We start from the raw sequence: 21,344 nt of genomic DNA, 5'->3' as shown, positions 1-21,344 counted from the left end.
AATTGGTGACCCTTCGTTCCGGCGGTCGTGAGTGGTAATTCGGGTTCTAACCCGAATTACCACTCACGAGGGGGATCGGTCAGGTGCAGTTGACGCCGGCCTGCTTGTAGTTGTCCTTGTTGACGATCGTCGTCTTGGCGATCGTCTCCGCGGGCAGCTCCTTGCCGTTCTTCACCTTGTCGACCAGCACCTGGATCGCCGAACGGCCGACTTCGGCGCCGGAGATGTAGAGCGCGGCTTTGTTGCCGGTGTCCTTGCTCGCGGCCCAGTCCTTGCAGGTGAGGTACGCGCCGAGCCCGACACCGATGATGTTGTTCGCCGCGACGCCGGAGTTGGCCAGCGCGGTCACGACGCCGGTTTCGTTCTCGTCGTTGCAGCCCCAGACCACCCAGTGCTTGACGCCGGGGTTGGACCCGATCACCGCGCCGGAGCGGTTCTGCGCGTCGACGGGGGAGTTGTCGGTGCCGACGTTGATCACCTGGACGTCCGCGCCCGCGGACTTGGCGAACGCGGCCTTCGCGGCGTTGACGCGGTCGGTGCAGACGGTGAGGTCCTGCTTGAAGGCGCTGATGATCTTCGTGTCGGCGGCGGTCCAGCCCGCGGCCTTGAACAGCTTCCCGGCCTCGGTGCCGACCGAGTCGCCCATCTGGCTGCCGTTGAAGCCGACGAACGGGGCCTTCGCGCCGGTGCGGTCCTTGATGATGTCGTCGGAAGCGATGAGCGGGATGCCCGCGCTCTTGGCCTTGTCGATCACCTGCGGGCCGATGGCCTGGTCGGGGACGACGATCGCGACGCCGTTGGCGCCCTGCGCGACCGCGGCGTCCAGTTCGGTGATCGCCTTGTTGGCGTCCTGGCCGAGGTTCACCACCTTGAGCTCGACGCCGAGCTCCTTCGCCTTCTCCTGCGCACCCTGCGCCTGCTCGACGAAGTACTGCTGGTCACCCTGTTTCTGCAGGTAGTACAGGGTGATCTTGCCGTTCGCCGGCGCCTGCTGCTGCGGGGCCGCGGTGTCTTTGCCCGAGGAACAGGAGGTCAGCAGGAGGCCGGAAATCAAACAACAACCAACAACGCTCCAGGTGCGGAACCTGTGCGGGTATGTGGACATCGAGTGCTCCATGGGGCCGAGGTCGAGTGGGACGGGTCGGGTACCGCGAAGTGACTCGTATTACAAAACACCCATTCGTGGAGCGTCAAGGCGCTTTGGCCCGGCAGTTAGCGGAGCGAGACCTACTCTCCGTGACATCAGGGGCACACAAGCGCAGGTAATTATCGTATTTTTGGGGTCTTGGGCTGCGTGTTGACCGGTTTTGTCCAGTGGGAATGTTCTGATCGGTGTTGTCGACTGTGGTGCGATTGGCCGATCGTCGGGACGCGCTCCCAGTCCGGTTCGCCCGGCTGGCAGGATGGCCGGACCACGTCAGGAGGGGGTCCGATGACGAAGCACCGCATCGCCGCGCTCGCCGGGGTCGCCGTCCTGGTGGCCGCCTGCAGCAGCCCGTCGCCGCAGGGTCCGGCGCCGACACCGTTCCCGGAAGCCGGAACGGCGGAATCGTCGTCGTCCGCCGCGCCCGAAGGGTCGTTCAGCGTCGTCGCCACCGGTGACGTCCTGATCCACCCGGCACTGACCGAGCAGGCGAAGGCCGACGGCGGCGGGAAGTTCGACTACCGCCCGCTGCTGGCCGGGATCAAGCCCCTGATCTCCGGCGCCGACCTCGGGATCTGCCACCTCGAGACACCGCTGGCGCCGGAAGGGGGCCCGTACAGCGGTTACCCGTCGTTCAGCGCGCCGCCGGAGATCGCCGACGCGATCAAGGACACCGGCTACGACACCTGCTCGACGTCGTCCAACCACACCATCGACCAGGGCGCGGAGGGGGTCACCCGCACCCTGGACAAGCTCGACGACGTCGGTATCAAGCACACCGGCTCGGCGCGGTCGGCCGCCGAAGCCGCGAAACCGCTGATCCTGGACGTCCACGGCGTCAAGGTCGCCCAGGTGTCGTACGCCTTCGGGTTCAACGGCATCAAGGTGCCGGCCGGGAAGCCGTGGCTGGCCAACCAGATCGACGTCGAAGACGTCCTCGCCGCGGCGCACAAGGCGAAGCAGGTCGGGGCGCAGGTCGTGATCGCGAGCCTGCACTGGGGCATCGAGTACCAGCACGAGCCGACGGCCGAACAGCGGTCACAGGCCAAGAAGCTGCTGGCGTCGGACGACGTCGACCTGATCGTCGGCCACCACGCCCACGTCGTCCAGCCGTTCGAGCAGATCGGCGGCAAGTGGGTGGCCTACGGGCTCGGCAACAGCGTCGCCCGCCACTCCGATCCCCGCGGCGACACCGAAGAAGGCGCCGCGGCCCGGTTCCGTTTCGTCCGCGACGGCGACGGCTGGAAAGTCGACAAGGCCGAGTACATCCCGACCCTGATCAAGCTCGACACCCCGATCCGCCTGGTCGACTTGTCGACATCCCCGCCATCCGCCCAGGTCACCAAGGCCCTCCAGGACACAGACAAGAACATCTTGAGCCTCGGCGCCGACAAATCCGGCCTCACCCGCCCCAACAAGTAACCGTAACTCGCGTGACCAACCCCGTAACTCGCGTGATTGAGCCCGTAACTCGCGAGATCCGGCTTCAATCACGCGAGTTACGTCTCTGATCACGCGAGTTACGGGTTTCAGTGGGTGCGGGTGGTGATCAGGCGGGCCAGGGCGGCCAGTTCCGCGCTTGCGCGGGACGGCTGTGCCGCGGTGGCCAGGTCGCGCAGGGCCTTGGCCAGCAACGCGTCGGCCTGGGCTTGGCTCCACTGGCGGCCGCCCGCGGCCTCCACGAGGGAAGCCGCGCGGGCCAGCTCGGTCTCGTCGAGGGGTTCGCGCCGGGCGTAGAGCGTGGCGAGGTCCGCGCCGGCGGCCGTGCCGGAACACAGGGCCGTCACCACCGGCAGGGACTTCTTGCGGTTCTGGAGGTCCGAGTACACCGGCTTGCCGGTGACGGCCGGGTCGCCCCAGACGCCGAGGAGGTCGTCGATGTGCTGGAACGCCAGCCCCACCGCCCGGCCGAACGCACCGAAGCGCTCCGCAGTGCCCTCCCCGGTGCCCGGCACGGACGCCGCCCCGAGCGTGCACGCCGCGCCCAGCAGGGCCGCCGTCTTGCCCTCCGCCATCCGCACGCACTCGCCGGGGGTGACGTCGTCGCGCTGCTCGAAGTCCAGGTCGGCGGCCTGACCCTCGAGCAGGGCCAGCACCGCGCCCGACAGCAGCCGCGCGTTCGGTGCCCCGCTCGACGCCAGCACCTCGAACGCCAGGCTCAGCAACGCGTCCCCGGCCAGCACCGCCGGCCCGGTGCCGAACACCGTCCACGCCGTCGCGCGGTGCCGCCGGGTGGTGTCGCCGTCCATGACGTCGTCGTGCAGCAGCGAGAAGTTGTGCACCAGTTCGACCGCGACGGCGGCGGGGACGGCGTCGGCGGCGTCCCCGCCCGCGGCTTCCGCGCACAGCAGCACCAACGCCGGCCGCAGCGCCTTGCCACCGTCCGCGGCCGCCGGCCGCCCGTGGGCGTCCTCCCAGCCGAGGTGGTAGGAGGCGATCCGCCGCATCGCCTCCGGCAGCCGCCCGGTGGCGGTGCGCAGCGCCGGGTCGAGGACGCCTTTGCTCCACGCGAGGACGTCGGCGAGGGGACGGGCGGCGGTGCGCGCGTTCATGGTGGTCATCAGCGGCCGACCTGGACGTCGTCGAGCACGCCGAGGGCGTCGGGGACCAGGACGGCGGCGGAGTGGTACGCGCTGACCAGGTACGACGTCACCGCGCGGTCGTCGGTGGCCATGAACCGGACGTTCAGCCCCGGCTGGTACTCGTCCGGCAGGGACTCCGGCCGGAGGCCGATGACCCCGGCGTCGTCTTCGCCGGTCCGCAGGGCCAGGATCGACGTCGAACCCGCCGCGCTCACCGGGATCTTGTCGCACGGCAGGATCGGCACCCCGCGCCAGGCGGTGACGTGCTTGCCGTCCAGGACGGTGGTGCCGGGGTACACGCGGTGGGCGGTGCATTCCCGGCCGAACGCCGCGATCGCGCGCGGGTGGGCGAGGAAGAAGCGGGTCTTGCGACGGCGGGCGAACAGGTCGTCCAGGTCCAGCGGGCTCGGCGGGCCGGTGCGGGTGGTGATCCGCTGGCTGAGGTCGGCGTTGTGCAGCAACCCGAATTCGGTGTTGTTGACCAGCTCGTGTTCCTGGCGCTCGCGCAGGGCCTCCACGGTCAGCCGCAGCTGCTGCTCGAGCTGGTTCATCGGCTGGTTGTAGAGGTCGGTGACGCGGTTGTGGACCCGCAGCACCGTCTGCGCGACGGCCAGGTCGTATTCGCGCGGCGAGGGGTCGTAGTCGACGTAGGTGCCGGGCAGGATCGGCTCCCCGTCGTGGCCGGCGGTGAGGTCGATGGCCGCCTCGCCCCTGGCGTTCTGCGGTTTCCGCGGCCGTGACAGGGCTTCGGTGACGTGGGTGCGGAGCGCTTCGGAGCGGCCGTTGAGACGTGCGTACGCCGCGGCGGGCAGCACCAGCGCGATGACGCGGGTGGCCGCCCGTGCGGTGAACGCCCAGGTGCCGGTGTCGCGGCCGAGGAGTTCTTCGCCGAAGTGGTCGCCGTCGGTGGCGGTGCCGAGGTGCACTTCGTCGCCGTACTCGCCGGTGCCGTGGCGGGTGACCTTGCCGTGGGCGATGAGCACGAGCATGTCCTGCGGCGTGCCGGCGGCGAACAGGGTCGCCCCCGGTTCGTATTCGCGTTGTTCGAAGACGTCGGCCAACGCGCTCAGTGCCTGTTCGTCGCCGAAGCCGCGGAGCAGGGCCAGTTCGGTGAGTTCGGCGGGCACCACCTGGACGCGGGCGCCGGTGTTGTAGAAGCTGACCTTGCCGTCGCCCACGGTGTAGGTGAGGCGCCGGTTGACCCGGTAGCTGCCGGCGGGGACGTCGACCCAGGGCAGCTGGGAGAGCAGCCAGCGGGTGGTGATGCCGCGCATCTGCGGCAGCGATTTGGTCGTCGTGGTCAGCGTCCGCGCCGCGGTGACGCTCAGCGACAGTTGCAGCCGCGCGGATTCTTCGGTGACTGTCAAGGCTTCACGCGCCGATCGGGTTCGGGTGCTTCAGGAGGACGGGCGCTCGCGGGCTTGGGCACCACCCGGGCGGCGGCCGTGCCGAGCCCGGTCGGCCCGAAGGCCGACGCGGGCAACCCCTCTGCAGTTCGGGGGTCCGGGGGCAGGGCCCCCCGCGCGGGGCGTGGGGGCTCGGCCCCCACAGGGCCGGGCGGGCGGCCGGGCTGCTCCGGCTTGCGGGGTGGGGTGACCGGCTCGGGCACTATCCCTCCCGGCCGATCTCGGCGCCTTCCAGCACGGCGAGGGCGTCGGGCACCAGCACCGCGGCCGAGTAGTACGCGGAGACGAGGTAGGAGATGATGGCCTGCTCGTTGATGCCCATGAACCGCACGTTCAGCCCCGGCTGGTATTCGTCGGGTAGCCCGGTCTGGTGCAGCCCGACGACCCCTTGGGCCGCTTCGCCGGTGCGCATCAGCAGGACCGAGCTGGTGCGGGTCTCGGTGACGGGGATCTTGTTGCACGGCAGGATCGGCACACCGCGCCAGGACGGCACCTGGTGCCCGCCGAGGTCGACGCTGGCGGGGTAGACGCCGGCCTTGGTGCATTCGTGGCCGAACGCGGCGATGGTCTTGGGGTGGGCGAGGAAGAACCCGGGGTCCTTCCACACCAGGGAGAGCAGCTCGTCCAGGTCGTCCGGGGTCGGGGGACCGGTGCGGGTGGGGATGCGCTGGGCGAAGTCGGCGTTGTGCAGCAACCCGAAGCCGGTGTTGTTGATCAGCTCGTGTTCCTGCCGTTCGCGCAGGGCCTCCACGGTCAGCCGCAGCTGCTGCTCGATCTGGTTCATCGGCTGGTTGTAGAGGTCGGCCACGCGCGAGTGGACCCGCAGCACGGTCTGGGCCACGGACAGCTCGTACTCGCGCGGCCGGGCTTCGTAGTCGACGAACGTGCCCGGCAGCACCGGTTCCCCGTCGTGCCCGGCGGCCAGGGCGATCTCGGCCTCGCCCTCGTCGTTGCTGGCCGTCGCGCCGCGCGCCAGGTAGCCCTCGAGGTGCGCCTGCAGCGTTTCCGACCGGGCAAGGACGTCTTCGAACGCCTGGCGTGGCAGCGACAGCACGGTGCACGCGGTGACGGCCTTGGCGGTGAACTCCCAGATCCCGTCCCCGTGGACCAGCGCGGTCTCCCCGAAGTGGTCGCCGTCGGCCAGCGTGCCCAGCACGACCTGGTCGCCGTAGGCGCCGGTGCCGATCTTGCTGATCTTGCCGTGGGCGAGGAGGAACACGTGGTCGGCCTGGCTGCCGAACTCCACCAGCGCGTCACCCGGCTCGTACTGGTGCTGGGTGAACCGGCCGGCCAGTTCGGTGAGGACCTCCTCGTCGTCGAACCCGCGCAGCGGCGCCAGTTCCCCGAGTTCCGGGGGAATGACCCGGACCTGGGCGCCGGTCGTGGTGAACGTGACCCGGCCGTCCCCGACCGAGTAGCTGAGCCGCCGGTTCACCCGGTAGGCGCCGCCGGAGACCTCCACCCACGGCAGCAGCTTCAGCAGCCACCGCGAGGAGATGCCCTGCATCTGCGGGACCGACTTCGTCGTCGTCGCCAGCGTCCGGGCCGCCGCCCGGCTCAAGCTCGACGGCGCCTGCTCGGATTCCACCGGGTCGGTGACAGTCACAGCGAGAACCACCCAATCCATTTACGTTCGGCACGTGCTCACCCCGGTGGGCACGCCGGTCATGACCTGCTTTTTGCCCGGAGGCGCGCGGTTTCGTGGCACCGCGAAATCAACATAGCAACCACGCTCTGCCGCACAATGACACGATCGGGTCACCGGGATAATCATCGATGTGGTTGCTTGATCATCTCCGGATGATGTTCGAAGCTGGTGGTCACCGGCTGTTCTCGGGCGTCACTCCGTCGTGGGAATCTCGGCCGGGTGGCGCGGTCCGTGGTTGCCGTGGGGTGGGAAGGAGCGGGTTTCGCCACGGGAAAACTGCGCTGAACCGGCGACGATCGTGGCCTCGTGCGGCCACCCGGATGAATTCGACCCCCAATGTTGTCCGTCCGGAAATGGGTGACTAACTTGAGCGGTCCCGGTTGCGGAATGCGCCGGTAGTGCTTCCCGCGGTACGCGGGCGAAAGGACCCGGATGAACATCTTCGTGGCCGGCAGTCTCTGGGTGGCCGGCGCAGCCTGCGCCGGCGGCCTGATCGCCTACCTGGTCCGCCGGTTCGGCCGGGACGACGAGGGCAGGCCCGGCAACAACGATGCGGCGGGCCAGGTGTTCACCATCGTCGGCGGGATGCACGCGGTCCTGGTCGCCTTCGTGCTCATCTCGCTGTACGACTCGGTGAGCACCGTGGGCCAGAACGCGCAGACCGAGGCCGACAGCCTGGTCGCGGCCACCTGGGCGGCCGACGCGCTGCCGGCGGAGACGAAGGACCGGGTGCACCGGCTCGCCGCCGCCTACGCGCGGACCGTCGAGGAGCAGGAGTGGCCGCGCCTGGCCGACGGCGGCGAGGTGCCTGCCACGGGCGCGACGCAGCTGGACCAGATGCGCCAGGCGGTGGCCGAAGCCCCGGCCGACGGCGACTGGCAGCTGGACCGCAAGACCGAGGCGAGCAACCAGCTCTGGTCGGTCTACCAGGCTCGGCAGCAGCGGCTGAGCCACTCCGGCGCCGGTGGGGTCGGCGCGGTCGTCTGGTTCGTGTTGATCCTCGGCAGCCTGATCACGGCGATCCTGCTGCCCAACCTGTTCGGCGGTACCCGGCCGGCCGCGCACGTCATCATCGTGTCCACCCTGGCCGGCACGATCACGTTGCTGCTGTTCGCGATCCACCAGCTGCAGAACCCGTTCAGCGGCGGGGTCAGCGTGCCGCCCGAGGCGTTCACGTCGGCGCTGGACAGGCTGGTTTGACCGGCGCGAAGGCCCGCTGGGCGGCGATGCTCGGCGTGGCCGTGGCGATCTCGGCGCTGCTGGCGGCGACGGGCTGGCTCGCGCCCTCCTCGTCCCGCCTCACGGTGGCGCGGGAGCCCTCCGCCTGCACGATCCTGCAGGCGGAGAACGAACGCGCCGGCGCGCCGACGACGTTGCGGCTGCTGTCCCTGCCCGGCGGGACCACGCGACGCGTGACCCAGGCCGGGTACTGGATCAACGCGATGGGCTACTCCGCCGCGCAGGACGTCGTCTACGGCGTCGCCGACGGCACCCGCGCCGGCCGGTACCACGGCGCGCACGCGGTGCGGATCGATTCCGCCGGCGCGGTCACCGACCTGGGCGTGCTCGCCCGGGCGGGCGCGCACGATTCCGTGTGGAGCGTGGTCACCGGCGCCACCGCGGGCGCGATCGACGGCGACCGCTGGTACGTGCGGCAGGGCAGCGATCTGTACACGGTGGACATCGACCCGGCGAGCGCGGGCTACGCGCGGGTGGTGCACCGGACGGCGCTGCGGCCGGTGTCGCTCGCCGTCGGCATCGACGACTTCGCCTTCGACCCGGCGGACGGGCTGCTCTACGGCGTCTCGGCGACTTCGCGCGGTGACAGTTCGGTGGTCGCGCTCGACCCGTCGAGCGGAAAGGTCACGGTGGTGCCCGGGCTCCGGTTCCCCCGCGGCGGCGCGTACGGCGCGGTGGTGCTCGCGCCCGGCGCGATCTACGCCACGGCCAACGACGACGGGCAGCGCAGCGTCACCTACCGCCTGCCGCGGGACGGCTCCGGCCCGGCCGTCGAGATCGCCGCGGGGCCGCCGCTGGTGAGCGCCGACGCGGCCGGGTGCTACGCCGAGGCGTCCCCGCCGCCCCAGTCCTCCTCGCCGCTGCCCCAGCCGCCCCTGCCCACGCCGACGGAACCGCCGCCGAACTCGCCGACGGAATCGGCTCCGCCCTCGTCGCCGGCCCGGGACGAGCCCCCGGTCACGCCGTCGCCGGTGCCGCCGCCCCCGCCGTCCACACCGCCCCCGGCGCAGCTGCCGCCGGTGGAGCAGCCGGTCGTCCTGTCCCCGGACCCGGTGCCGGCACCCACGCCGTCGCCGGTGGTCACGCCCACGCCGGCCACCGCGGTGCCGCCGCCGAAGCCGTCAGCCCGGGTGCGCCCGGAGAAGAAGGCCGAGCCGGTGGCCCAGGACACCGGACGGCGGACCGAGGAGAAACGCCGCTGGGGACTGACGGCGCTGATCCTCGTCCTCGGCGGGGGCGCGGCGGCCGGACACGTGCGCCGGCACCGGTGACGCGCCGGTGCGTCAGTACTTGAACTGGTCGACGTTGTCGGCGGTGATGAGCAGGGGGTCGCCCAGCAGGACGGTCTTCGACGCGGCGTCGTACTTCACCGACGGCAGCTCCAGGCTCACCTTGTTGACCGGGGCCAGCGGCTTGCCGTCGGCCACCTGCTTCGCCGTCCACGCGGTCAGGTAGCCCAGCGACTCGACGTTCCACAGCACCGACTGCGAGCACGAGCCGTCGAGCAGGAACGGCTTGATGGCCTGCGGCGTGCCGATGCCGACGGTGAACACCCGGCCGATCTTCTGCTCGTCGCCCACGGCCTTCGCGACGCCGGGCGCGGAGGTGGTGCACTCGCCGATCAGCCCGGTCAGGCCGGGGTGGCGGGCCATGAGGTCCTTGGCGATGGTCGTCGCGGTGTGCTGGTCTTCGCCCGCGTACAGGGTCTCGACGAGCTCGGCCTTCGGGTAGTGCGCGGCCGCGTACTCCTTCTGGACCGCGATCCACGTGTTGAGGTTCGCCGCGGTCGGGCCGCACGAGACGATCGCGTACTGGCCGGTGCCGCCGGTCTTCGCCATCAGCGCGTCGACGAGCGCCGTGCCGATGCCCTGCGCGCTGGCCTGGTTGACGAACACCTCGCGCTGCGTGCCCGGCGCGTCGGTGTCCGAGGTGAGCACGTGGATGCCCTTCGCCCTGGCTTCGGCGATCACGCCCGCGAGCGCCGCCGGGTCGTTGGGGGCGACGACGATGACGTCGACCTTCTTCGCGATCAGGTCACGCAGGATCGCCACCTGCGCCGCCGGGTCGACGGTCGACGGCCCGGTGGTGTGCCACGCCACGCCCAGCTGCCTCGCCGCGTCGAGGCCGCCGGTGTTCATCGCCTCGAAGTACGGGATGCCGCCGATCTTGGGCACGAATTCGATCCGGGTCGGCGACGCCGCGGGAGCGCTGCCCAGCTGGTCCGAGCAGCCTCCGAGCGCGAGGGCCGCGACCAGCGGCACCGTCGCGACCAGCCGGGAGGTCTTCGTCGGCCCTCGCATCTCCACCCGTTCCTCAGGAATTTCGACCAGTTCGATCGGTCTGCGCATGGTGGAGACCAAGGGCGAACGTAGGGCCACGGGGTAACTGTGGTCAACGGGATGTGCGCAAAGGGTTACGGAAGTGAGTTCTGCTTCGGGAGGTGCCGACGCCGGATCCCTGGCCGGCAGGGGCGGCCACGACGTGCATTCGATACCCCCAAGGGGTATAGTCGCGGTCATGAGTGACCAGCACGCAGCTTCGTGGGCGACAGCGATCCAGGCGACTCTCCACTGCCTGACCGGCTGTGCCATCGGTGAGGTGCTCGGCATGGTGCTGGGCACGGCGTTCGGCCTGCACAACGCGGCGACCGTGGTCCTGTCGATCGTGCTGGCCTTCGTCTTCGGCTACGGCCTGACCATGCGGGGCGTGCTGAAGTCGGGGCTGGGCGCGGCGGCGGCGTTCAAGGTCGCGCTGGCCGCGGACACCGTGTCGATCGCCGTCATGGAGCTCATCGACAACACCGTGGTCGTGGCGATCCCGGGCGCGATGAGCGCCGGGCTGGCCAGCTTCCTGTTCTGGCTGTCGCTGGCGCTCTCGCTGGCGATCGCGTTCGTCGTCACGGTGCCGGTGAACAGGTGGATGATCGGGCGGGGCCTCGGGCACGCCAAGGTGCACGCGCACCACCACTGACAGTGCGTCCGGGGAGGTGGCGGCCTCCCCGGACGCGCTACCGGCTGGAGAGGTCGATCGCGCGATCGAGCTTGCGCCGGTCGAGCACCCGCAGGATGCCTTCCAGCAGGTAGTAGTCGGCGTAGGGGAGCGACACCTCGATGCCGTCCTCGGCCGGCCGGCTGCGGGTGCAGCGCGCGACGCTCGCTTCGGCCCGGGCGGACTTCGTGGTCAGGCACGTCCGCGAGACCGCCGTCAAGATGCGTAGCGCGCTGTCCCGGTAGTGCGGGCGGTGCGTGAGCTCCGCGAGGTCCAGCAGGCCGCACGCCATGATCACGCCCGCGGAGGCGTCCTTGACGTCGTTCGGGGCCTGCGGGGCGAGGTAGTCCCACCCCGGCACGTGGTCGGGCGTCAGCCGGGACAGCGCGAAGTCCGCGAGCCGCCGGGCCGTGGTGAGGAACTCCGCGTCCCCGGTGCGCCGGTGGATCGTGGTGAACCCGTAGACACCCCAGGCCTGCCCGCGTGACCAGCACGACGTGGGGCTGTAGCCCTGCACCGTGTTCGGTCCGATCGGTGCACCGGTGACCGGATCGAAGTCGAACACGTGCGGTGTCGATCCGTCGGCCCGCGGGAAGTTCGCCTGGACCGTTTTCGCGTGGGCGACGGCGATTTCGAGGTACCGCGGGTCCTGGGTCTGCGCGCTGGCGAACGCGAGCAGGTCCAGGTTCATCATCGTGTCCATGATGACGCGGCCGGCGTTGTTCGGATCGCCGAGCGCGCCCCACGCGCGGATGAACCCGCCCGCCGGGTTGTAGCGCTTGCTCAGCGACGCCGCGGCCTGGAGTGCGCCCGCCTTCCACTTCTCGTCGCCGGTGAGCCGCCAGGCGGTGACCCAGGAGGGGGAGAAGAGGAAGCCCAGGTCGTGCGTGCCCGTGTCGTTCTGGCGCGGCGCGAGTTTTTCGGCGGAAGCCAGCGCGAGGGTCTTGAATTGTTCCTCGCCGCTGTGCAGCCAGGCCAGCCACAACTGGCCGGGCCAGAATCCGCCGACCCAGTCGCCATTCTGCGAATAGGTCCATTTCTCGAACTTCGTGCCGACCGGAAACGCGGTGACGCCGGGGGCCACCGCGCGGAGCTTGGCCACCGCGTAATCGGCCGCCTGGCGGAGCGTCCGGGTGACCGATGCCTGGTCGGAGACATCGGGGGTGACGTTGGGGGTGACGTTGGGGGTGGCCGCGGAAGCGGCTGCCGAGGTGCTGGCGCTCACCGCCACCGCGGCACCGGCCGCGGTGGTCAGCAGGGTTCTCCGGGAAACGCTCACAGGTACCCGCCATTCCGTGATTCCGTGTGGGAAGTGCCCGGAATTTTTGCACGACCGGCGGGCGCTTGTACACCCGGCGGACATTTGTTCAAGGTTGTGAATTGTGTGCCGGTGATCGGAATGGCGGAGAAAAGCGCGAAGGCCCGGCGGGGTTCCGGCCAACTCACCGCCCGCAGCGGCCAACTTACTGGCCGGACTGGCCAACTCGCCCGAGTTGCCGGTGAGTTGGCTGTTGTGGGCGGTGAGTTGGCTTCACCGGCGACCGGGAAGTCGCGCGGATGCGCCGACTTGCGTTCTCGCGCGGGTCGACTGGGTCATTCGCGGCCGGCGCGAAGGCCCGGCGGGGGACACCGGGCCTTCGCTGTGGTCGCGGGATCGAGGGCAGTCAACCCCGCGACGTCCGGGGTTCACTGAAGCCGTGGATCAGCAGTGCGGCGCGACGGGGCTGTCCGAGCCGGTCTGCAGGTAGGTGTCGGACACGTAGTTGTTCGGGCCGATCCGGTCCCAGATGTCGGTGGTGCCGAACTTGCCGGCGACCGTGTCACCCTCGACGTAGCATTCGATGTTCACCTTGGCGTAGTTCGCCGCGAGGCCCTTGACGGCGGCCGAAGTGCTGGCGCTCGCCCGGACGTTCATCGGGTCGCCCGCGGTGCTGACGACGCCGGTCGGGCTGGAGCCGGTCCACAGGTAGGTGACGTTCACGTTGCCGTTGTCCGACATGCCGAGCCCGTCGTAGAAGACGCCGTCGCCGAGGTCGATGCCCGCCGGGTTGCCGACCTTGTAGCCGAGGTCGTCCTTACCGCCGTTGTAGCCGTTGTGGTAGGCGGCGTACGCCTCGGGCTGGCCCTGCGGGAGGTCCTTGTACTCGGCGCGCGCCGCGTTCCAGTAGTCGTCCTTGGTGTTCCACGGGCCGACGTCCCACACCGGGGCGTACTCGCACCGGCTGCCGTCGGTCTTGCAGACGCGCACGGTGTAGGTGCCGCTGCCCTTGCCGGACAGGCCGCGCCCGGACGGCAGGGCGACGAAGTGGTCGCGGCTGGTGATGACGTGGCCGTTGGCGGTCGTCTGCCCGGTCAGGCCTTCGCGGGTGGCGTAGATCTTGTAGGTCAGCGCGGTCGTCGCGGCGAGCGCGTTGGCCTGCGGGACGCTGTCGGCGCTGAGCGCGAGGCCGCGGACGGCCGGGCGGGTGCCGTCGGTGCTGCTGTGCAGGCTGATCCGCACCTGCACCGAGTTCACGGTGGTCTTCAGCGCGGTGCCGGCGGGCGTCCACTCGGTCCAGTCGTTCACCCCGGTCCGGCCGCGGACGTCGACGTCGATCGAGGTGCCCTTGGGGGTGTCGGCGGTCAGTTCCGCGCTGACGCGGTTCGCCGCCGAGCCCAGCTGGTGCTCGGCGGTGGTCAGGCTGCCCTCGCTGCCGGCGAACACGCGTTCGGTTCGGTGCCAGGCGGCGTCGGCCAGCGTCAGCGTGCCACCGGCCCCGGTGACGTTGACGTCATCGTTGTCCACAGTGGACACGTCGGCGGCCCAGTTCGCACTGCCCGACGGCGCCGTCGCGGCCTGGGCGGGGGCTCCGGCCAGTGCCGTCACCGCCCCGGCGGCCAAAACCGCCGCGGTCACGCGGCCGGCCTTCATGATCCGGATCATCCCCGGTTCTCCTCTCGCACTTGTTCACTCGAACGTGGCGAAAGACTGACGGGACGGCGTACATGATCCGTACAAGCAGATTGTGCGTCAGGCGGAGGCGATGTGCGGCCGCTGCTCCACCACGGTCGGCGGTTCCTTCGGCCGGCTCGACAACTCGTGCCAGATCGCCAGCGCCCGCTCCGAATAGTCACGGGACCGCTCCGGCTGCGAAAGCGCCCGGTGCAGCTCGCCGAGCAGCTGCGACACCTCCGCTTCCGACCGCCGGTCGCCGTTGCGGCGGTGCACCGCCAGCGAGTTCACCAGCAGCAGCTGCGCGTGCGCGAAGTCGCCGCTGTGCAGGCACAGCTCGCCGAGGTTCTGGTTCGCGTAGCCGACGCAGTGGTCGTCGCCGAGGCTGGTGAAGATCGCGATCGCGCGGTCGACGTGCTCCCGGGCCGCGGCCAGGTTGCCCTGGTGCTGGTGCAGCAGGCCCAGCCGCTTGAGCGCGTGCGCCTCGCGGTGGTGGTCGCCGATCGCCGCCGACAGCTCCAGCGCGTCGGTGATCCAGCGCTTGGCCGCCGCGTAACAGCCGCGCGACATCCACACCGCGCCGGCACCGAGGCGCGCCACCGCTTCGCCGTTCGGGTCGTCGGCTTCCGCGAACAGCTTCAGCGCCTCGTGGCAGTGGTCGAGGGCGAGGTCGTCTTCGCCTTCGATGCGAAGGATCGTCGACACCCCGGTCAGCGCGACAGCGACGCCCTGGATGTCACCGACGGCCTCGAACAGCTTCTTCGACTCCTCGAACGCCACCCGCGCCTCGGCGTACTCGTCCTGGTAGAGCAGGTACTGCCCGAGGTTGCGCTGGACGATCGCCTCGGCCCGCTCCGAGCCGGTCCGGCGGGCCGCCGCGAGGGCGACGACGTGGGTGCTGTGCCAGTCGTCCTGCGGGCCGCGCAGGTCGAAGTACGGCGTCAGCGCCGAAGCCAGCTGCCAGGCCAGGTCGTCGAAACCCTGCTGGGCGGCCAGCGAAACCGCCGCGACGGTGGTCTGCCGCTCGGCGGCGAACCACGCGGCCGGGTCGTCGGGCAGCACGCCTGCCGGCACCGCCGGGCGCGGCAGCTCGTCGTCGCAGTACATGCCGAAGAAGTGCAACGGCATCCGGCGCGCCGCCTCGAGCGCCAGCCCCAGGTAGCTCTCCAGCACCCGCCGCAGGCCGGCCCGCGTCTTCGCTGCGTCACTCCGCTCGGCGAGCTCCACCGCGTACACGCGCAGCAGGTCGTGGAGGCGGTAGCGCGGCTGCCCGGCCGAATCGGAGCCGACGAGCTCGACGAGGTGGCCGTCGACCAGCACGTCGAGCACGTCTTCGGCGTCGCGGCGGCCCAGCACGGCCGCGACCGCCCACGCCGGGAACTGGACCGGCCCGAGCAGCCCCAGCCCGCGGAAGGCGGTGGCCGCCGACATCGGCAGCAGGTCGTAGGACAGGGTCACGCTCGCGCGGACCGCCAGGTCGCCGACGCGCAGCTCGTCGAGCCGGCGGCGTTCGTCGCCCAGCCGGTCGGCCAGCAGCCGCAGCGTCCAGCCCGGCCGGTGCGTCAGCTTCGCGCCGGCCACCCGGATCGCCAGCGGCAGGTGCCCGCACTGGCGCAGGATCGCCGCGGCGCTCTCCGGCTCGGCGGCCACCCGCTCGGCGCCGACGATGCCCTCCAGCAGCGCGGCGGCCTCGGCCTCGGGCAGCAGGTCGACGTCCACCGGCTTCGCGCCGGCGAGCCCCGGCAGCCGGATCCGGCTCGTCAGCAGCACCGCGCAGGCCCCGGCACCGGGCAGCAGCGGCCGCACCTGGGCCTCGCTGCCGGCGTCGTCGAGCACGACGCACATCCGCCGCCCGGCCAGCCGCGACCGCAGCAGCGCCGACCGCTCGGCCAGCTCCCGCGGCAGGCCGGCGTCGGGGATGCCCAGCGTGCGCAGCAGCTCGGCGAGCACGCTCATCGGCGCCCGCGGCGACGACGACGTGCCGGCCAGGTCGACGTGCAGCTGGCCGTCGGGGAACTCGTCGCGGAGTGCGTGCGCGACCCGGACGGCGACCGCCGACTTGCCGACGCCGGGCGCGCCGGAGAGCACGATCACGGCCGGCGTGCCGGAGTCCGCGCGTTCCCGCAGCAGGGTGACGACGTCGTGGATCAGGACGTCACGGCCGGTGAAGTCCGGCAGGTCGAGGGGCAGCTGGCAGACCGGGGCGACGTCGGCGGCGGCGAGCGGTGGGGCGAGCGCGGTTTCCGGCACCAGTGTCGCGCGCAGCTCGCGCAGCCGGGCGCCCGGCTCGGCGTCGAGCTCCTGACGCAGGACCCGCTCGGCCGACTCGTACGCCTCGATCGACTCCCCGGTCCGGCCCGCGGCGCGCAGCGCGACGATCAGCTGCGCCCAGAGCTCCTCGCGCAGCGGGTGCTCGGTGACCAGCCCGCGCAGCTCGGCGATGGCCTCGCCGGAGCGCCCGAGGCCGATCCGCGCCCGGAGGCGCTGTTCCTGCACCGACAGCCGCAGTTCGGTGAGCCGGGCGACGGTCGCGCCCCAGCTGTGGTCGTGGGGCAGGCCTTCGAGGACTTCGCCGCGCCACAGCGCGTCGGCCTTGTCGAGGAGCTTGAGCGCGGTTTCGGCTTCGCCGCCCTCGAGCGCTTCCTGCGCTTCACCGGCCAAGGCGGCGAAGGCGAGGTGGTCCAGTTCGGCGGGCGAGGCGGTCAGCAGGTAGCCGGAGGCCCGGCTGCTGATCCGCTCGCCCAGATCGGGGTGGATGTCCGCGAAGTGCCTTCGCAGCGAATGGACGTACGTGCGGATGTTCGCCGCGGCCGACCGCGGCGCCGCCTGTGGCCACAGCACTTCCACCAGCACGTCGGTCGAGACGACGACGTTCGGCTGCAACGCCAGCGCGGCCAGCAGCAGCCGGGGCTTCGGGCCGCCGAGGGCGATCACGCGCCCGGCGGCGGTGACCTCCAGCGGACCGAGGACGCGGATGGTAAGCGAGGTGGCCTCAACCTGCCCGATGAGTTCCCCCATATCCCGGGACTCTAGGACCGTCCGGCCGCAGGGGCTAGATCCATTCGGAGTGTCTGTGCGCACACGTGCGCGCTTTGTACGAGATGTGTACGGCGCGAAGTGAAGCTACGGCCATGAAGCGTTCGAACCTCCGGCGGATGGCCGGTTTGGGAGCGGTCCTCGCGACGATCGGCGGGCTGGCGGTGGGCGGCGCGCTCGAAGCGTCGGCCGCGGCGACCGGCACCGTCAAGACCGCGGGTGACCCGCTCAACGTCCGCCGGGCGCCCACCGCGGCTGCCACGGCCGTCAAGACCGTCGCGAACGGCGCGTCGGTGACCATCGACTGCCAGGTGAAGGGCACGTCGGTGACCGGTACCTACGGCACGGGCACGTTGTGGGACTACGTGCCCGCGCTCGGCGGGTACATCTCGGACACCTACGTCTTCACGAACTCCGACGAGCGGGTGGCGCCGGACTGCGGCGTCGGCTCGGGCAGCGGCCAGTGCGCCGACGCCTGCGCCGGCGAAGGGCAGTACCGCTCGTCCGACTCGCACTTCCTGGTCTACGACACGAGTTCCGACGGCTACTCCGCCGTCGTCGCGTACTGGCTCAAGGGCGGAGCCGGCCCGTTCTACGTCTGGAACTCCGGCGGCGAGGGCACGAAGGTCGACAAGGCCGCCACGGTCCCGCACGGCACCTGGGTCTTCTACAAGGTGTGCGTCGCGAACTACACCACGGCCAAGCCCGACCTGAAGTCCTGCAGCGACGGCATCACCGACTTCGCGGCCTGACCGCGTCACCACTTCGAGAAAGGGCTTTCCCATGGGTCAGGTCAACCGGCGCAAGGTGCTCCTCGGCGGCCTCGCCGCGGTCACCGCCACCGCGGCTTCGGCGGCGCTGCCGTCGTGGGCGAACGCCCGCACCACGGCCGCCGCCCCCACCATCCGCGATCCGTTCCAGCTCGGCATCGCCTCCGGCGATCCGCTGCCCGACAGCGTCGTGCTGTGGACGCGGCTCGCGCCGGCACCGCTCAGCCCGGACGGCTTCGGCGGCATGCCGGACGCCACCTACGCGGTCGACTGGGAGATCGCGAACGACGAAGCGTTCGGCTCGATCGTGCAGCGCGGCTCGGTGAGCGCGGTCAGCGCGTCCGGGCACAGTGTCCACATCGAACCGACCGGGCTGCAGCCCGCCCGTGAGTACTTCTACCGGTTCAAGAGCTCCGGCTACATTTCGCCGGTCGGCCGCACGCGCACCGCGCCCGCCGCGGGCGCCGCGGTCAACCAGCTCAAGTACTGCTTCAGCTCCTGCCAGCACTGGGAGGAGGGCTACTACCACGCGTACAAGGGCATCGTGGCCGACGACCCGGACCTGGTGCTGTTCCTCGGCGACTACATCTACGAGAAGAAGTCGGGCCGCACCGCGCAGGAGCGCAACCCGCGCAGCCTGGCCTTCACCGAGGACGTCACCACGCTCGCGCAGTACCGCGCCCGCCACGCCCAGCACAAGACCGACGCCGACCTGCAGGCCGCGCACGCGATCGCGCCGTGGATCGTCGTCTTCGACGACCACGAGGTCATGAACAACTGGAACGGCACCACCTCGCCGGCACCGGCCGCGCGCAAGGCCGCCGGGTTCCAGGCCTTCTACGAGAACACCCCGATCCGCTCGACGGCCAAGCCCAACGGCGCGTCGATCCAGCTGTACCGGCAGCTGATGTGGGGCAACCTGGCCCGGTTCCACATGCTCGACACGCGCCAGTACCGCAGTGCCCAGGTGCCCGACCCCGCCGGCGACGCCGGTCCGGCCTGCGCCGACGTGCGCAACACCTCCCGCAGCATCCTCGGCGCCACCGAGGAGGCGTGGCTGCTCAAGCAGTTCGAGTCGCACCCGGCGACCTGGGACTTCCTCGGCCAGCAGGTCTTCTTCGCCACGCGGGACGACGACGGCAACAAGGCCACCTGCGACGGCAACGACTCCTGGCAGGGCTACGAGGCTTCCCGGAACCGGATCCAGCAGGGCTGGGTCGACCGCAAGGTCGCCAACCCGGTGGTGCTCACCGGGGACGTCCACCGGCACTGGGCCGCCGACCTGCGGCTGGACTACTTCGACCACAGCGCCCCGGTCATCGGCTCCGAGCTGGTCACGACGTCGGTCACGAGCAACAGCGACACCGCGGGCGCGCCCAGCGCGGCCTGGTACGCCAACAACCCGCACGTGAAGTACTGCAAGGGCGAGCGCGGCTACGTCCGCGTCACGACCACGCCGTCGCAGATGCAGGCGGACTTCGTCACCACCTCCGACGTCAGCGTGTACGACCCGGCGTCGGTCGTGATCAAGAACGACGTCAGCTACGTGGTGCAAGCGGGGAAACCCGGCCTGCAGAAGGCCTGAAGTCACGCTGCGTGACATGACCGGGTGACCGGCTGTGCGCTCTCCCCGAGGTCGGCGCGGTGTTCCGGCTGGTCACCGGCACGACGGCGCTGGTCTCCCCGCCGGGCGGCGGCTCCCGGAGGCCCGGGTGACGGCCGAACGGGCGTTCACGCTGCAGTCGTCCGGAGCAGGATTCCGGTGACCGCCGCCGATCATGTGTTTTTCATGGTCTGGACCATGAAAAATGCAGGGCGTCCGCGGTCCGGTCGAAGGTAGACTGCCGGAATCCTGAAAGGACACCCTCGAACCACGGGGGACCCGCGTCCGACTGGGGGTGGCGCGGGTCCTCCGATCCCGTCGATCTTGACATTCGGTTCCCCTCGCTCGTAATCTGACTGCTCCGCCGTCATGCCGAACTCTTCGATTCCATGACAAGGCGGTTCCACGGTGAAAAAACTCTTGCTGATCACCTTCGCGGTGGCGGGGCTGGTGGTGACCGGCGCCGGCGTCTCCGCCGCCGCGCCCGGCGGCGTTTACGAGGTCAAGGATTACGGCGCCAAGGGAAACGGGTCGGCCAACGATTCCGCCGCCATCGAGAAGGCGATCACCGCGGCCGGCTCGGCGGGTGGCGGCACCGTCCGGTTCACTTCCGGCACCTACAAGTCGGCGAACACCGTCCACCTCAAGAGCAACGTGACGATCCAGCTCGACGCGGGCGCCACGATCACCGGGTCCGGTGCGGACACCTACGACAAACCCGAGCCGAACCAGTGGGACGAGTACCAGGACTACGGGCACAGCCACTTCCACAACGCGATGTTCTCCGGCGACAAGCTGACGAACATCGGCTTCACCGGCGCGGGCACGATCGACGGCGGCGGCAACCTCATCACCGGCAACCCGGATTCCGGCGAAGCCGACAAGATCCTGTCCCTCACCCGGTGTGACGGACTGACGCTGTCCGGCATCAAGCTGCGTCGCGGGGGGCACTTCGCGGCGCTGATCAACGGCTGCACGAACGTCGTTTCCGACCACCTGACCATCGACACGTCGAGTGACCGCGACGGCTGGAACATCATCAGCACGACCAACGTCACGATCACGAACGCCACCATCGCGGCTAACGACGACGCGCTGGTGTTCAAGAGCGACTACGCGCTCGGCGCGAAACTGCCGAACGGGAACGTGACGGTGACCGGCGCGAAACTTTCGGCGGTCTGCTGCAACGCGCTGATGTTCGGGTCCGAGACGTGCGGCGACTTCACCGGCTACCACTTCTCGGGCATCACGATCACCGGTGCGCACAAATCGGGCATCGGGATCGTTTCGATGGACGGCGCGAAGATTTCCGACGTCCACTACCGCGACATCACGATGTCCGGGACGTATTCGCCGATCATGATGAAGATCGGTACGCGCAAACGCTGCGGGAACAACCCGGGCGTCGGCTCGATCAGCGGCGTCACGTTCGACAACGTCACCGGCACGCACACCGGCACCAGCTTCAGCCCGACGATCTGGGGCGCGGACAGCGGTCACCGCGTCTCCGACGTCACGCTCACCGGCGTGAAGCTGTCGGTGCCCGGCGGCAACGGCACCATGGGCACGGGCGTGCCGAGCAACAACGCGACGGACTACAACCCGAAGAGCATCGGCACCCGCCCGTCGTACGGCTGGTACCTGCACTACGCGACCGGCATCCGGTTCGTGAACAGCTCGGTCGAGTTCGCCAAGGACGACGGCCGCCCGGCGGCCATCGTCAACACCAGCTCGGACATCACGTTCGACCACTTCACGGCGGAAAAGGGCTCGAAGAGCCCCTTCGACGTCGGCTTCCAGTCGGTGACGGGCTACTGCGTCCAAAACTCGGCCACCACGTCGGGCTCCGCCCTCCGCCTGAACACCACAGGTTCCACCGCACCCTGCTGACCAACTCGTTTCCCGCGTGATCGAAGCCGGAACTCGCGTGATCAGGGCCGGAACTCGCGAGTTCCGGCTTCAATCACGCGAGTTCCGTGCTCAGTCACGCGTGTGG

The 21,344-nt window shown here is 70.5% G+C and carries 15 protein-coding genes; 7 read left to right on the top strand and 8 right to left on the bottom strand.

The genetic code is table 11. The features are described 5' to 3' along the window. Nucleotides 1–79: 79 nt before the first annotated feature. Complete coding sequence (locus tag AB0F15_RS41860) at nt 80–1,054, bottom strand: substrate-binding domain-containing protein (RefSeq protein WP_360282909.1); 975 nt, start codon at nt 1,052–1,054, stop codon at nt 80–82. Between the two features lie 378 nt (nt 1,055–1,432). On the opposite strand from AB0F15_RS41860, the gene AB0F15_RS41855 reads away from it, so the two are divergent. Next, entirely contained in the window at nt 1,433–2,566 is a 1,134-nt protein-coding gene (locus AB0F15_RS41855; RefSeq protein ID WP_360282907.1) for a CapA family protein, read from the top strand. 107 nt (nt 2,567–2,673) lie between these two features. On the opposite strand, the gene AB0F15_RS41850 is transcribed toward AB0F15_RS41855, so the two are convergent. The 3 genes from AB0F15_RS41850 to AB0F15_RS41840 all read right to left on the bottom strand — a co-directional run bounded on the left by AB0F15_RS41850 (nt 2,674) and on the right by AB0F15_RS41840 (nt 6,738). Next, the gene (locus AB0F15_RS41850) at nt 2,674–3,705 is read right to left on the bottom strand and encodes a family 2 encapsulin nanocompartment cargo protein polyprenyl transferase (protein ID WP_360282905.1); all 1,032 of its coding nucleotides are present in this window, start codon (nt 3,703–3,705) and stop codon (nt 2,674–2,676) included. Beyond that, nucleotides 3,705–5,093: a family 2B encapsulin nanocompartment shell protein gene (locus AB0F15_RS41845; RefSeq protein ID WP_360282903.1), complete on the bottom strand. Its 1,389-nt coding sequence runs from the start codon at nt 5,091–5,093 to the stop codon at nt 3,705–3,707. Before AB0F15_RS41845 ends, AB0F15_RS41850 begins: the two co-directional genes overlap by 1 nt. 241 nt (nt 5,094–5,334) lie before the next feature. Further along, nucleotides 5,335–6,738, bottom strand: a complete 1,404-nt coding sequence (locus tag AB0F15_RS41840; protein WP_360282901.1) for a family 2B encapsulin nanocompartment shell protein — start codon at nt 6,736–6,738, stop codon at nt 5,335–5,337. A 474-nt stretch (nt 6,739–7,212) separates the two neighbouring features. Here AB0F15_RS41840 and AB0F15_RS41835 point away from each other — a divergent pair, with 474 nt between their 5' ends. Together AB0F15_RS41835 and AB0F15_RS41830 are read left to right on the top strand one after the other, a co-directional pair. Further along, a complete protein-coding gene (locus AB0F15_RS41835; protein ID WP_360282899.1) occupies nt 7,213–7,980 on the top strand; it encodes a hypothetical protein in 768 nt (255 codons plus the stop codon). Next, the gene (locus tag AB0F15_RS41830; protein WP_360282897.1) at nt 7,977–9,290 is read left to right on the top strand and encodes a hypothetical protein; all 1,314 of its coding nucleotides are present in this window, start codon (nt 7,977–7,979) and stop codon (nt 9,288–9,290) included. The genes AB0F15_RS41835 and AB0F15_RS41830 overlap by 4 nt, the downstream gene beginning before the upstream one ends. Nucleotides 9,291–9,302: 12 nt before the next feature. On the opposite strand, the gene AB0F15_RS41825 is transcribed toward AB0F15_RS41830, so the two are convergent. Next, the gene (locus AB0F15_RS41825; RefSeq protein WP_360282911.1) at nt 9,303–10,319 is read right to left on the bottom strand and encodes an autoinducer 2 ABC transporter substrate-binding protein; all 1,017 of its coding nucleotides are present in this window, start codon (nt 10,317–10,319) and stop codon (nt 9,303–9,305) included. Between the two features lie 217 nt (nt 10,320–10,536). On the opposite strand from AB0F15_RS41825, the gene AB0F15_RS41820 reads away from it, so the two are divergent. Then, a complete protein-coding gene (locus AB0F15_RS41820) occupies nt 10,537–10,989 on the top strand; it encodes a DUF4396 domain-containing protein (RefSeq protein ID WP_360282895.1) in 453 nt (150 codons plus the stop codon). Between the two features lie 37 nt (nt 10,990–11,026). On the opposite strand, the gene AB0F15_RS41815 is transcribed toward AB0F15_RS41820, so the two are convergent. From AB0F15_RS41815 to AB0F15_RS41805, 3 genes are all read right to left on the bottom strand, one after another. After that, nucleotides 11,027–12,286 carry a glucuronyl hydrolase gene (locus AB0F15_RS41815; protein ID WP_360282893.1) on the bottom strand — a complete coding sequence of 420 codons (1,260 nt, stop codon included), beginning with the start codon at nt 12,284–12,286 and terminating at the stop codon, nt 11,027–11,029. Between the two features lie 423 nt (nt 12,287–12,709). After that, a complete protein-coding gene (locus AB0F15_RS41810; protein ID WP_360282891.1) occupies nt 12,710–13,930 on the bottom strand; it encodes a hypothetical protein in 1,221 nt (406 codons plus the stop codon). 87 nt (nt 13,931–14,017) lie between these two features. Then, a complete protein-coding gene (locus tag AB0F15_RS41805) occupies nt 14,018–16,957 on the bottom strand; it encodes a BTAD domain-containing putative transcriptional regulator (RefSeq protein WP_360282889.1) in 2,940 nt (979 codons plus the stop codon). Nucleotides 16,958–17,070: 113 nt separating this feature from the next. Here AB0F15_RS41805 and AB0F15_RS41800 point away from each other — a divergent pair, with 113 nt between their 5' ends. The 3 genes from AB0F15_RS41800 to AB0F15_RS41790 all read left to right on the top strand — a co-directional run bounded on the left by AB0F15_RS41800 (nt 17,071) and on the right by AB0F15_RS41790 (nt 21,238). Then, nucleotides 17,071–17,727 (top strand): hypothetical protein, encoded by a 657-nt coding sequence (locus AB0F15_RS41800; RefSeq protein WP_360282887.1) that lies wholly within the window; start codon nt 17,071–17,073, stop codon nt 17,725–17,727. Between the two features lie 31 nt (nt 17,728–17,758). After that, nucleotides 17,759–19,330 carry an alkaline phosphatase D family protein gene (locus AB0F15_RS41795; protein ID WP_360282885.1) on the top strand — a complete coding sequence of 524 codons (1,572 nt, stop codon included), beginning with the start codon at nt 17,759–17,761 and terminating at the stop codon, nt 19,328–19,330. 426 nt (nt 19,331–19,756) lie between these two features. Beyond that, nucleotides 19,757–21,238: a glycosyl hydrolase family 28 protein gene (locus tag AB0F15_RS41790; RefSeq protein WP_360282883.1), complete on the top strand. Its 1,482-nt coding sequence runs from the start codon at nt 19,757–19,759 to the stop codon at nt 21,236–21,238. The last annotated feature ends 106 nt before the right edge of the window (nt 21,239–21,344 follow it).

It is taken from the genome of Amycolatopsis sp. NPDC026612, from assembly GCF_040638285.1.
Classification (GTDB): domain Bacteria; phylum Actinomycetota; class Actinomycetes; order Mycobacteriales; family Pseudonocardiaceae; genus Amycolatopsis.
This window is presented reverse-complemented; position numbering and strand designations above follow the sequence as displayed.

Bases quoted from the DNA above. Each gene is read 5' to 3' on its own strand.
- AB0F15_RS41855 (WP_360282907.1), top strand. From the start codon at position 1,433: ATGACGAAGCACCGCATCGCCGCGCTCGCCGGGGTCGCCGTCCTGGTG.
- AB0F15_RS41850 (WP_360282905.1), bottom strand. From the start codon at position 3,705: ATGACCACCATGAACGCGCGCACCGCCGCCCGTCCCCTCGCCGACGTC.
- AB0F15_RS41835 (WP_360282899.1), top strand. From the start codon at position 7,213: ATGAACATCTTCGTGGCCGGCAGTCTCTGGGTGGCCGGCGCAGCCTGC.
- AB0F15_RS41825 (WP_360282911.1), bottom strand. From the start codon at position 10,319: ATGCGAGGGCCGACGAAGACCTCCCGGCTGGTCGCGACGGTGCCGCTG.
- AB0F15_RS41820 (WP_360282895.1), top strand. From the start codon at position 10,537: ATGAGTGACCAGCACGCAGCTTCGTGGGCGACAGCGATCCAGGCGACT.
- AB0F15_RS41810 (WP_360282891.1), bottom strand. From the start codon at position 13,930: ATGATCCGGATCATGAAGGCCGGCCGCGTGACCGCGGCGGTTTTGGCC.
- AB0F15_RS41805 (WP_360282889.1), bottom strand. From the start codon at position 16,957: ATGGGGGAACTCATCGGGCAGGTTGAGGCCACCTCGCTTACCATCCGC.
- AB0F15_RS41800 (WP_360282887.1), top strand. From the start codon at position 17,071: ATGAAGCGTTCGAACCTCCGGCGGATGGCCGGTTTGGGAGCGGTCCTC.
- AB0F15_RS41795 (WP_360282885.1), top strand. From the start codon at position 17,759: ATGGGTCAGGTCAACCGGCGCAAGGTGCTCCTCGGCGGCCTCGCCGCG.